General features: G+C 58.6%; 8 protein-coding genes, 1 tRNA gene and 1 pseudogene. 2 read left to right on the forward strand and 8 right to left on the reverse strand.

The window, feature by feature from the left end; translation table 11 throughout:
- The 3 genes from VGP75_RS20170 to VGP75_RS20180 form a co-directional block, all read right to left on the reverse strand.
- Nucleotides 1–394 (reverse strand): FAD-dependent oxidoreductase (locus VGP75_RS20170; RefSeq protein WP_327545358.1); only part of this gene is annotated, 394 nt, incomplete at its 3' end.
- Nucleotides 394–2,079: a hydantoinase B/oxoprolinase family protein gene (locus tag VGP75_RS20175; protein WP_327545359.1), complete on the reverse strand. Its 1,686-nt coding sequence runs from the start codon at nt 2,077–2,079 to the stop codon at nt 394–396. The genes VGP75_RS20170 and VGP75_RS20175, both read right to left, overlap by 1 nt.
- Nucleotides 2,076–4,151: a hydantoinase/oxoprolinase family protein gene (locus VGP75_RS20180; protein WP_327545360.1), complete on the reverse strand. Its 2,076-nt coding sequence runs from the start codon at nt 4,149–4,151 to the stop codon at nt 2,076–2,078. The genes VGP75_RS20175 and VGP75_RS20180 overlap by 4 nt, the downstream gene beginning before the upstream one ends.
- Nucleotides 4,152–4,361: 210 nt before the next feature.
- Between VGP75_RS20180 and VGP75_RS20185 the strand changes: the two genes are divergently transcribed.
- Complete coding sequence (locus VGP75_RS20185) at nt 4,362–6,212, forward strand: methyl-accepting chemotaxis protein (RefSeq protein ID WP_327545361.1); 1,851 nt, start codon at nt 4,362–4,364, stop codon at nt 6,210–6,212.
- Nucleotides 6,213–6,223: 11 nt separating this feature from the next.
- On the opposite strand, the gene VGP75_RS20190 is transcribed toward VGP75_RS20185, so the two are convergent.
- The 3 genes from VGP75_RS20190 to VGP75_RS20200 form a co-directional block, all read right to left on the reverse strand.
- Complete coding sequence (locus VGP75_RS20190) at nt 6,224–9,529, reverse strand: error-prone DNA polymerase (protein ID WP_327545362.1); 3,306 nt, start codon at nt 9,527–9,529, stop codon at nt 6,224–6,226.
- A gap of 86 nt (nt 9,530–9,615) precedes the next feature.
- Nucleotides 9,616–11,082 carry a Y-family DNA polymerase gene (locus tag VGP75_RS20195; protein ID WP_327545364.1) on the reverse strand — a complete coding sequence of 489 codons (1,467 nt, stop codon included), beginning with the start codon at nt 11,080–11,082 and terminating at the stop codon, nt 9,616–9,618.
- Entirely contained in the window at nt 11,051–11,728 is a 678-nt protein-coding gene (locus tag VGP75_RS20200; RefSeq protein ID WP_327545363.1) for an ImuA family protein, read from the reverse strand. The genes VGP75_RS20195 and VGP75_RS20200 overlap by 32 nt, the downstream gene beginning before the upstream one ends.
- A gap of 173 nt (nt 11,729–11,901) precedes the next feature.
- Between VGP75_RS20200 and VGP75_RS20205 the strand changes: the two genes are divergently transcribed.
- Nucleotides 11,902–11,991, forward strand: a tRNA-Ser gene (locus VGP75_RS20205).
- Nucleotides 11,992–12,332: 341 nt separating this feature from the next.
- Here VGP75_RS20205 and VGP75_RS20210 read toward each other — a convergent pair.
- Nucleotides 12,333–12,729 (reverse strand): annotated as a pseudogene (locus tag VGP75_RS20210) (IS5 family transposase); the annotation flags it as partial.
- Between the two features lie 81 nt (nt 12,730–12,810).
- On the reverse strand, nt 12,811–12,924 hold a 114-nt coding region (locus VGP75_RS20215; protein WP_327545365.1), incomplete at its 5' end, for a cupin domain-containing protein.

Here is a 12,924-nt window from a genome sequence, read left to right on the forward strand (position 1 = left end):
TCATGTGCCGTGTGCCCGCACCGCAAGCCGCCTGAATTTTCTGGGCTTCGCGTAGCGCGGCGGCGAAGCCTTCGTTATCTGCCAGATAGAGATAGCCGAAACTATGGATCAGCGGTTGCGGGATGCGGGCATCGCCGCCCAGATAGGCGCGGAAATTCTTGATGTAATCTACCGCGAACTGGGAAATCCGCACGTTGATTTCCTCGCTGAACTGCTGGCGGATGCAGGAATTGGTGTGCGAGGTCGAGGCGAATTCATAGGTCGGGTCGCGTTCGACGACCAAGATCGTGCCGTCAAAATCGGGGTTGTCTGTCAGGAACCAAGCGACGGCCGATCCGTAGATCGCTCCGCCGACGATGACGACGTCATAGTTTGCGTGCTCAGGCGCCTGCATCACACGGTTTCCCCTTTGCTGACAGCCGCAAGAACAGCTGCGATTTCATCCGCGCTCAGACCATAGTCATCACGGGCAGATGTCGCAGAAATATACCCACGCGCAAGATCGCGTTTCACAAGTGCGGGATCGCGCGCGGAGGCGGGGCCATAGCCTGCGCCGCCGGGCAAAGCCAGCATGACGCGTCGGCCTTCAGGGACAAACTGCTTCCCCTTGCCTTGCATGACGCTGCCATCATCCTGCGCAATTGCCGTCGGCGCGCCGTTCTGCCCGCCTTGCCGTCCGCGTGCAGGATGATAGACACGGTCGAACATGGCCGAGAAATCAAATTCATGCCCTGCCGTGGCACCGACCTCCATATATTGCCCCAGACCGCCGCGGTACTGACCGGCGCCACCGCTGTCAGGACGCAGTTCCTTGCGCCAGATAATGACCGGGCCTGTGTGTTCCGTCGCCTCGATCGGCATGGTCATCACGCCCGACGGGAAGGCCGTCGCGTTCAGCCCGTCCACGGTGGGCCGCGCGCCTGCGCCGCCAGAGTTGAAGGTCAGCACCTCGGACCTGCGCCCTTGGTGGCCGGGGGCGGGGCGCAAGGAGACCTGAAAATTGCACAGACACCCTGCCCCTTCGGCAGGCACAGTGGCAGGCAGGATTTTATCCAGCGCGTCATAAACCGTATCGGGGATCATATGGCCGATGATATGGCGTAGGGCGACAGGTGCAGGATGGACCGCGTTCACAATGCTCCCTGCGGGGGCCGTCACTTCGAACGGCGCCAATGATGCCGCGTTGTTGGGAATTTCAGGGGCGATAGCGCATTTGAGCGCGTAGCAGGCATAGGCCTTGGTATAGACCATCGGCACGTTGATGCCTTTTTTATCCACTCCGGATGTGCCCGCAAAATCGCATAAAATGCGGTCCTCGGCGATCTCTAGCATGACTTTGAGATCAATGGGCCGGTCAAACCCGTCAATCCGCATAGCCCCTGTCGCGGTTTCGCGGGGCAGCGCCGCGATCCGTTCCAGCGTGGCGCGACGCGAGTTTTCGAGGATGAAATCACCGATACCTGTCAGGTCGCTGAGGCCGAATTCGTCCATCATTTCGGTCAGCCGCCGGTGTCCGATCTCGTTGCAAGTGGCCAGCGCATAAATATCACCGATCAACTGGTCAGGCTCGCGCACATTGCCGCGCAGCATGCGGATCAGGGTTTCATCCACCTTACCACGATCAGCGAATTTCATGATCGGGATATAGATGCCCTCTTCGTAAACGCTTGCCGCATCCGCGCCAAAACCCCGCCCGCCGATATCAACCACATGGGCTGTACAGGCGAAAAAGCCCGCATGGTGACCGTTATGAAATGACGGCGTCACGACGGTGATATCATGCAGATGGCCGGTGCCTTCCCATGGGTCGTTTGTGATGTAGACGTCGCCTTCTTGGATATTTTTACGGCCAATCCGGCGGATGAAATGGGCGACAGCATCGGCCATCGCGTTCACATGCCCAGGCGTGCCTGTGACTGCTTGTGCGAGCATCAGGCCATCGGCGTTGTAGACCCCGGCCGAGAGATCGCCTGCTTCGCGCACAGAGGTGGAAAATGCGGTGCGGACCAGCGCCTGTGCCTGTTCCTCGACGACCGAGATCAGGCGGTTCCACATGACCTGGAATGCAACGTTGCTCATGTGCGTTTCTCCGTAATGTCGATGGTGCCATCGGGGCGAGCTGTGGCGGTGCGGCTTGCGGGGACGACGATGGTCGTTTCATCCTCGGTGATCAGCGCAGGGCCCGCAACCCAATCACCCGCACAGAGGGCAGCGCGCGGAACGATGGCCGCGGCGGAAGGTGCGCCTTTGATGGGGTCGAAAAGTGCGCGATGGCTCAACGCTTCCGCAGCATTGCCACTTGGCGTTGCGCCAATCGTTTCAACCGCCGCCACCTCGGTCGTGGCATTCACCGCCCAGACGGTGATTTCAACATCCATCCCTGCCACCGTGCGCCCGAAGAGTGTGGTATAGTCCGCCTCAAAAAGTGCAAGGAACTCTGCCGCGTCAGGGTTCTGCGCTTGCTCGGCAGTCAAGCTGATCGGGATTTCCCAGCCTTGGCCTGTGTAGCGCATATAGACCTTGTATTCGGCTTTGATCGGCGCGTGAGCGTCACAGGTGCGGACGAAACCTGTGGCCTCGGCCTCCATTTCAGCAAGCAGCGTTTTGACCACCTGCGGTGCAAAACCGGATAGCTTCATATAAACACTGCGTGTCGCTTCAAAGCTGAACGGCGCGCGCAGGAACCCGATCGCCGAGCCGACACCTGCGCCCGTTGGCACCAGCAACCGGTCAATGCCGAGTTTTTCACAAAGCCGTCCTGCGTGCAGCGGCGCCGCGCCGCCAAAGGCAATCATCGTATAGTCGGCAAGATCTTCACCGTTTTCCACCGCATGCACGCGCGCAGCGTTGGCCATGTTTTCATCGACCACTTCAGCCAGCCCGAAGGCCGCCATTTGCGCATCCATTTCAAGCGGTGCACCTAATGTGCCCAGCGCCTGCAACGCCGCGTCGGTATCAAGTTTAATCGACCCCCCTGCAAAATGGTCAGGGTCGAGCTTGCCCAATGTCAGGTCCGCATCCGTGACCGCAGGGCGCGCGCCGCCGCGTCCGTAACAGGCCGGACCCGGCTCTGATCCTGCACTTTCGGGGCCAACACGGATCTGGCGCATCGCATCCACATGGGCGAGGCTACCGCCGCCTGCCCCGATCTCGACCATATCAATGACAGGGATCGAGATTGGCATGCCCGAGCCCTTCTTGAAGCGATAGGTGCGCGCCACCTCAAAGACGCGTGCGGTCTTGGGGGTTTGATTCTTGATCAGACAGATCTTGGCCGTTGTCCCGCCCATATCGAAAGACAGTACCTTGTTCAGGCCATAGCGGGCCGCAATATCGGCAGCGAATACGGCACCACCCGCAGGCCCGGATTCGACCAGCCGCACAGGAAATTCCGCCGCGCTCTCAAGGCTGATAATCCCGCCGCCCGAGTGCATCAGGAAGATGGGACAGGCCGCCCCTTCGTCGCTCAAGCGGCCTTTCAGGCGACCCAGATAGGACTTCATCAGCGGTTTGATATAGGCGTTGGCAACGGTGGTATTGAAACGTTCATATTCGCGCATCTGCGGCGACACTTCGGACGACAGCGATATCATCACATCGGGCAGCTTTTCGGCAAAAACCGCACGGATCATGCGTTCATGGCTGTCGTTCAGATAGGCATGAAGCAGGCCGATAGCGATGCTTTCAAAGCCGTAAGAAGCCACTTCATCAGCAAGTGTTTCAACATCGGCGCGGTCCAGCGCCACCAGCACGTCGCCCCGCGCGTCAATGCGTTCTTTGAGCGTAAAGCGGTGTTGGCGCGGCAAGAGCGGTTCGGGCAGTTGCAGGTTCAGATCATATTGTTCAAAGCGGCTTTCGGTGCGCATCTCGATAACGTCACGGAAACCTTCGGTGGTAATCAGCGCTGTTTTCGCCCCGCGCCGTTCGATCAATGCGTTGGTGGCGAGGGTTGTACCGTGGATGATCTGGTCGATCTGGGAAGGCTTGATGCCTGCCTTGTCACAGACCTGGTGCATCCCGTCGATGATCGCGTTTTCGGGGGCGGCATAGGTAGTCAGTACCTTGGTGGAATAGGACGCAACCCCCACCTCAAGCACCACATCCGTAAAGGTACCGCCGATATCCACGCCCATGCGTATATGTTGCTGCATTGCGGGGCTCCTTCACGCACAAATTCTGCGTCAGCTTAGAAGCGATATTTCGGCGATACAAACGGCTTTGACGCACTTAGCGGAGAATTTTTACCAGCGCACAATCCGAATTTACGATTGAAAATCGTATCAGTCTTTGGCCCGCGTTCACTGTTTGAAAACAGTTTTGCGCGAGAACGGCGGCCAGACTGTAAATCCGGAGTACGCCACATGCGCAATTTCCTCTCGAATATGTCACTGCGTGGTCAATTGATCATGAGTTCGGTGATCCTTATCGCCGCTCTTTTCGCGATGGTGATCGGCGTTCTGCAATATTCACAGAAGCGGACGTTATTGGAAAAAGCGCAGTTGGAACAAAATACAGGGCTGCGCATCCTGACATCAACTTTCATGGATCAATTCGACGATATCACAGTGACTTACGGGGCAGATGGCGCTGTCACAGCCGTGAACTGGGATGCGATTCCTGCCTTTGATGACCACCGTTTGATCGACCGCGTGGGTGCGATTTCAGGGGAAACAGCCACCGTGTTTGTTTGGGATCAGAACGCAGGTGATTTCATTCGCCGCACTACAAATATTATCAAACCTGACGGAGAACGCGCCGTTGGTACAGCCTTGGGGACTGCCAATCCAGTGTTCGATGTCATGAGAAACAAGCAGACATTTCGTGGCGAGGCGGTGATTCTCGGCAAGCCCTATCTAACGATCTACGAACCCGTCATCGACAGCCGCGGTGATGTGATCGGCATTTTCTATGTGGGCGTCGAACGGACGCGCATCGACGCGGCACTTGCATCAAGCTTCTGGTTGGGGTCCGGAACGGCGGCAGCGATTATTCTTCTTGGTGCAGGTCTCTTGGCAGTGTTGATTTCGTGGCTTTTGCGCCCGCTGAGCATTTTGGCAGACCGGATTTCACAGGTGGCACAAGGCCAGCTGAACCAGACCATTCCCTTTCTCTCTCGCAAAGACCAGATCGGTGCGATCGCAAAAGAGATATCAGGATTTCAGGACGAGTTAAAACGCGCAGAAGCCGTAAAGCAGGCCTCTGATAAGGCACAAGCGGAGCAAGCCTTCGCTGTGAGTGCTTTGCGCGATGCTCTGGAAAAACTTGCGAAACAGGATCTGATGGTACGGGTCTCTGCGCGTCATGGTGAAAATTTCCCACAGGATTATGCCGCGCTGCGTGATGACTTTAACCATTTCGTGACGCATCTGTCACAGACGATTTCGGACATTGGTAGCATCGCTGATGAAGTCGAAAGAATCGGCCAGTCCATCGGTGCGGAATCCGCTGAACTGGCAACGCGCGTTGAAAGTCAGGCCAAAACACTGGCGGATTCAGCGACATCGCTGAACCGCTTGACCGAAGAGACAACGCAAATCGTAGAGAAAGCGGATCAGGCTGATGCGGCCGCAACCCGCAGCCAATCGCTTTCGTCGGATAGCCGCACGGCGTTGGAAGCCGCGATGCAATCAATCGGGCGGATCGAGGCATCCTCGGGTGAGATTACAAAGATTATTGGTGTGATCGAAGATATTGCCTTTCAAACAAACTTGCTTGCGTTGAATGCAGGTGTTGAAGCGGCGCGCGCCGGTGATGCAGGGCGCGGCTTTGCTGTGGTGGCCTCTGAAGTGCGTGGGCTTGCCAAGAATGCCACGGATTCTGCGAAGGAAATAAAGGCGTTGATATCAACGAGCGCAGCTGAAATCCAATCCGGCAATAAACTGGTGCAGAATACAGGGCTCAAGCTTGGTGAAGTGTTGGAACATGTCGAATCTCTGGGCGGGCTCGTCTCGGATATCGCGCAATCCGTCCGCCGGCAGGCCGGTGATCTTGATGAAATCAACGGCAGTGTCCGCACCTTGGATAATATGACCCAGAAGAATGCGTCGATGGTCGAACAGACGGGCACTGCTGTCCGCTTTTTGCGCGACGAATCCCTGCGCTTGTCTGACTCTTTGAAAGGGTTCCGCACGACTCAACGGCTTGGCAGAGAGCAAAATATGGGAGATTTTAAAATCATCGAAAACACAACGCACATGGCGACTGGGACCTAAGTCTTCGTGATCTAGTGAAAATCCCGCGACTTGGGGATCACCCGCACATCGCGCGGATGCCCGCCCCTCGGGTCATGTGGGATGGCCTTTCTGACCTCATCGGCGCGGGCCAATGGCGCCTCCATCCGGTCGTGCGATAGCCGTTCCAACGCATCACTGCGGTCGGTCAGGTGATGGGCGACCACATGGATCACATCCGCATCACGCTGGACCGTGCCGCGGACATCAATGACGCGGGCGCGCATGATCACCTTGCGGTAAGCCTCCATCACTTTGGGCCAGACGACCAAATTGGCAACACCGGTTTCATCCTCAAGCGTGATGAAACACACGCCCTTGGCACTGCCCGGGCGTTGCCGGATCAATACGATGCCAGCCAGTTTGATCTGCCGTCCATTGCGCATGTCCTGCAGGGCACGGGTCGGGGCATAGCCCTGTTTGTCCATACTGCGGCGCAGGAAGGACATCGGGTGCGCTTTGAGTGACAGCCGCGTGGTTTGATAATCCGCCACCACATGTTCGCACACAGGCATCTGGGGCAGATCAAAACGCTGTTCTTCGCCCTCATCACGGGTGCCTGCAAAAAGCGGCAGGTCCGGTGCGTCGCGCAGGGCGCGCGCCTCCCAAAGCGCCTGTCGCCGGTCAAGTGCCATGGACCGCATCGCATCGGCGGCAGCCAGTTTGCGCATGGCGCCCGCATCAAGCCGCGCGCGTTCTTTCAGGTCGGCCAAATCGGTGAAAGGCGCGGTGCGGGCGTCCATCAGACGCTGCCCCATCTCCTGCCGCATCCCGTCAATCTGGCGCAGGCCCAACCGCACGGCAAAGACACCGGGGCTGACGGGTTCCAGCGTATTGTCCCAATCCGAATAATTTACATCAGCCGCCCGCACGATCACGTGATGTTCGCGCGCATCGCGCACGATTTGGGCGGGGGCGTAAAACCCCATCGGCTGGGAATTGAGTAAGGCTGCACAGAACACATCCGGATAATGGCATTTCAGCCAGCAGGAGATATAGACCAGATGCGCGAAACTGGCAGCATGGCTTTCGGGGAAACCGTAGTCGCCAAAACCTTTGATCTGGTTGAAACAGCGTGCCGCAAATTCCGGATCATACCCGCGTTTGATCATGCGGCTGACCATCTTGTCCTCAAGCGCGCCAATCGTGCCGCGGGACCGGAAGGTGGCCATGGCTTTGCGTAGCTCATTGGCCTCTTTGGTGGAAAACTCCGCCGCGACCATTGCGATCTTCATCGCCTGTTCCTGAAAGATTGGCACACCAAGGGTGCGACCGAGCACTTTACGCAGCTCATCAGGGTCATGCCCCCGACCGGGGGATGGGTATTCCGGCGGTTCCTTGCCACTGCGGCGACGCAGGTAGGGATGGACCATGTCCCCCTGAATGGGCCCGGGCCGCACAATGGCGACCTGGATGACCAGATCGTAGAATTCACGCGGTTTCAGGCGCGGCAGCATGTTCATCTGTGCGCGACTTTCCACCTGAAAGGTGCCCAGACTGTCCCCGCGACACAGCATATCATAAACCGCAGGGTCCTCTTGCGGGACAGTGGCAAGGGTGAAGCGTTTGCCGTAATGGGCATCAATCAGATCAAAGGCCTTGCGGATACATGTCAACATGCCCAGCGCCAACACATCAACCTTGAGGATGCGCAACGCGTCGATGTCATCCTTGTCCCATTCGATAAAACTGCGATCGGGCATCGCGCCATTGCCGATGGGCACAGTTTCCACCAGCGGCTTTTCGGTCAGGACAAAGCCCCCCACATGCTGCCCCAGATGCCGCGGCATGCCGATCATCTGGTCGGCCAGTTTGATGGTACGCGCCATCAGCGGATCGCGCAGGTCGATTCCTGCCTCGGCCGCCTCGCGCGCGCCCACTTCGCGCCCCCATGATCCCCAGATGGTTTTGGCCAATGCGGTTGTGATATCCTCGGACAGCCCCATGACCTTGCCCACCTCGCGCACCGCCATGCGGGGCCGGTAGTGGATCACGGTCGCACATAGGGCGGCACGGTGGCGCCCGTATTTCTGGTAGATATGCTGGATCACCTCTTCACGGCGTTCATGTTCGAAATCCACGTCAATATCAGGGGGTTCGCGACGCTCTTCGCTGATAAACCGCTCAAACAGCAGGTCGTTCTTGTTGGGGTCAACAGAGGTGATCCCCAGCACATAGCAAACGGCGGAATTGGCCGCAGAGCCCCTGCCCTGACACAGGATTTCCGGCGTGGTCTGGTGGCGCGCGAAATCAACAATCTGTTCGATGGTCAGGAAATACTGAGCGATATCAAGCTTGGCAATCAGGGCCAGTTCTTTGCGCAGGACTGCCGTAATCTCGGGCGGGACACCGTCGGGATAGCGGGTGGCGGCCCCTTTCCATGTCAGCGCTTCAAGGTGTTCTTGCGCAGTAGACCCATCCGGCACCGTCTCGCGCGGGTACTCATAGGCCAGTTCGGTCAGGTTGAAATTGCACGCATCCGCCACTTTGCGTGTTGCCGCGATCGCATGGGGCCATTCAGCAAAGAGCCGCGCCATCTGTGCTGGCGATTTGAGGTGTCGTTCGGCGTTGGCATCCAGCAGAAACCCCGCTTTGTGGATCGTGGTTTTATGCAGGATGCAGGTCATGACATCCTGCAAAGGGCGCCTGTCAGGGGCGTGGTAATGCACGTCATTCGTGGCCAGAATAGAGAGCCCGTTGGCACGCGCCAGAGCGTCAAGCTGATTGATCCGCGCGCGATCATCACCGCGATAAAGATAGCTCGCCGCGATATGTTTGAGTGTTGGCAGTGCACGGATCTGCCGCCGCAAACCGGCACTGAAATGGTCGATATTTTCACCGGGCAGCGCGATCAACTGCACCCCTGCGCTCTGTTTGGCCAGATCGTCCAACGTGATATCGCAAACACCTTTGTCCTGCCATGCGCCATCAACCCCGTGCATTTTACCCTTGGACAGTAGCGTACACAGCCGCCCATAGGCGGCACGGTCTCTGGGATAGGCAAGGAAGGTCTCACCACTGACCAACTGGATGCGGCACCCAATGACAGGGCGAATCTTCGCCTTGGTGGCTTCGGTATGCAGGCGCACAACACCGGCCATCGTGTTGAGATCCGCACAGCCCAAGGCATCATAGCCCAGCGCCCAAGCGGTTGCAGCCAGATCCACCGCGTCAGAGGCCCCGCGCAGGAAGGAAAAACAGGTCGTCACCCCCAGTTCGACAAAGGATGCCCGGGGGTTTGGCGGAAAATCATCACCGTCCAATGTGCGGCGGGGGTGTTGGTGGTCGTTTTCAGGCATGGTTCACCCCTGCCCCGACAGGCGTATCATCTTGCCAAAAATATTCCCGCCAGAGGCATCCCAAGCCCACAATATGCACCACAGGTTCATGGGAAAAACCCATGCACAAACCAGCGCGGATCCCCCCCGCGCCCGTCCTCATGCAGGCCTTCGCGATACAGCCACAACCGCAGACCCGTCTGGTTCTCAACCTTGAAATAGTCACGCAACCGCGTGCCGGGGCGGTCCTTCCACCACTCGGGCGAGATCCGTTCCGGCCCCGCATAGCGCGCCACGCGATGGGTTTGCCTGCGCCAGACAAATTGTGCAGGCGGGCCTTCGGGCACGGCGTAAAGCACGCGCACCTCTTCGGGATGATCAAGCAGGCGCAGGGGGCGTTCTTTGGTCAGAATCACACCCGCGTCAGGTGCGTTTGCAAGTGCTGCGATCTGCGCCTCGGCCCGTTCGGGCAGGTGGCTTTGGCGCAAAATGGGGCGGGTCACTGCACGCGGGCCGAATTTCGCGCTCAACCTGTCAATCAACTGCGTCAGGCGCAGATCATCGTCCGCCCCACCCTCCAGACGGGTCTGTCGGTCCTGCATCTCCTCCAACGCCCCCGCCGCCAGCGTAATCAGGTCAAACCCGAAACCGGGGTTGATACGTTCCAGCTTATCCCGAAACAGACCATGCAAATGCGCAGGATCGCGTGTGGGTGCAGAGGTCGCGACATCAACATGACTGACGTCGCCGTCGGTTCTATAGACCGTCAAATGCAGGCGGCGGCACCCCTGTCCGGTCTGTTTCAACTGGTCACAGAGGTCCGCGCAAAGGTCCGGCAGATGGGGCGTTGGGTCAAAAACCGGCTCGGCCAGGCGGGCCTGCGCGCGGATCACAGGCTTGGCATCGACGCTGGAAACCGGTTCAGCCAATTTGCCCATCAACTGGTCCAGCCGTATCAGCGGGTTGGCCTGTACCCCCGCCTTTACAAAGCGGCGGGTCAGGGACAGGCGCGGGACATCCATGACAGCACCAATGGTTTTCAACCCCAAGCGGCGCAGCAAAAGCAGCGTCGGCGCATCAAGCCGCAAACCAGCCACCGGCAAGGCCCCCAGTTTGAAAGAGATCTCATCCGCCCCACAGATCGCGCGCACCGGACCGAAACGCGCAAGCGCCCAGGCCGCCCCCCATGTGGGCGCCACCGCCAACCGCGCGGTCAGACCCAGCAAGGATAACTGCGTTTCCATCTCGACCAGCATGGCCGCCTCACCTCCCCAAAGATGGTCGGCCCCTGTGGTATCCAGAATAAGCCCGTCATTGCCATCCCGCACCGTCCATGGGCACCACCGGCGCGCCCAAAGGGCCAGCCGGTCAAGGGCGGCATGATCACCCGCCTCATCGGCATATGCGACCTGCAGTTCGGGGCAGATCGCGCGCATATCGACCACCCGCGATCCCGGCGTGATCCCTTCAAGCCGCGCGGTCCGGTTGGCGGCATGAATAACCGGCCCATGCTGTCCCTCGCGGGCCAGCACCACAGGGATATCATCCGGCGGTGCGTCCCCCTGCCGTTCCATCACGCGCATCCACCGCTCGATCGCGAACTGGGGCAGCGAGATCGACACGATCCGTCGCGCGGTCATAGCTGGCCACCCATTGGCCGGGCCTGGTATGGCGCGCCCGAAACAGATCGAGCGCCCAGCGCGGCGCGCCGGGGGCCTGCGGATCGTGCGGATGCGGGGCAGAGGGGATACTGGTAATTCGCCAACGTTCGCGCGCGGCGCTGAGATCGGGGCTGGCCGCCCTGCGGATCAACCAGCAGGGCACATCGTCGGCCTCTGCGCGCAGGGCTAGTCGCTTGGTTGCGGTAAAATCCAGACAGGGCGGATCGCCCCAAATCTCGCCAATCACAGCGCCAAGGCTGCGACAGCGCAACCCGTCCTCCATCGCCCACAACACGTCCATGGCACGCGAAAGATCGACCATAATCACCGGACGATCCGCGCGCATTCCCGCCAGCGCAGGACGCCCCGCCTCTTTGCGGGACAAACGATCCTGCACCCACAGGACCGGTGCTGTACCGCGCGGCAGCCGCGACAGCGCAAAACCCACAGCACTGGCGTCTGCGGGGTGGTTCGGAAAAGCCTCTGACAAGGTATGGGCGATTGGCGCAGCACGCGGCCCCTGCCCTGCCAAACCTTTGTGTAAACGAAGTGGGGTCACACACGACACACCGAATCCCTCTTAATGTTCACTATTTGTTCTAATCCACTTCGTCCTTTTTCGCAACGTCCGCCCCGCTGCGACATGAGCAGACAGAACAGCGAAGACGTAAAGCCCGCAAAATCCAAGATTCTACTTGTGATCGGCAGTTTGTTCCTGCTAGACGCGACGGCGGAGACGTGGCCGAGTGGTCGAAGGCGCTCCCCTGCTAAGGGAGTAGGCGGGAAACCGTCTCGAGGGTTCGAATCCCTTCGTCTCCGCCATTGCGCCTTGAAATCATTACATTTTATCGCATTGGTTAACGCACGGGGCGAAACTTACCCCACATAAAGCCCCACATCAGATAAACACTTGGCGACGGTGTTACCGCTGCCCCTTTGGCATGCACATGTACTCACAACCCACAGCTATTCAGACCTATCGCCCAACCAAGTCGTCTATCGTCCAACTTTTTATAGACCGTCGCGCTGCACCTCGTTGCATTTTAAGGGGCATGCCGCCATCGTTCGTCCTATGAAAAAAGCTGCAATTACCCTCCTATGCCTCACAACAATCGCGCCAAGCACCATTTAGTCCAGCATCAAGGCATCGTGTTCGCAGTGATATCCGTGACAGCATGCAACTTGGTGTTCATACCACCTTTGATCTGCCCGATCAGACGTCCACGCCCCCTTTTTGAGCCCCAGGCTTGAGGCTGTGCGGTGCGCCTTGAGATAAGTCGCATCAATTGAGGTGGTATTATTGTCGGGTGCCTCTGCCGCCAATCCCCTCATAATCCGCGCGAACACACCCATGTCATTCCATCGCTTCCAACGGTTCTACAATGTCTTGGATGGGCCATATTCCGCGGGGGCATCACTCCAACGTCAACCATTACGATTCATGAAGATGATTCCGCTCAATACGCGCCGGTCGTCGACCCGCGACTTGCCTCGGCTCTTGGGGAAGTACGGTTTAAACCGTCCCATTTGTTCCTCACTCAGCCAATACAAATTGCTCATCATACCCCCAAATATTTGGGGGTCCTGAATCATAGCAATGTGTTAGCATCAAGTCCGCTTATGGGTCCTGACCCTAGGACATCAACCGCGTCCATAGTCATCGTCGTATCTGACGATGTCATCTTCGCCGAAGTAGGTTCCGGTTTGCACCTCTATCAGGCGCATCGGTACTTTGCCCGGGTTTTCGAGGCGATG

It is taken from the genome of Yoonia sp. (genome assembly GCF_036007805.1).
Taxonomy (GTDB): Bacteria; Pseudomonadota; Alphaproteobacteria; order Rhodobacterales; family Rhodobacteraceae; genus Yoonia.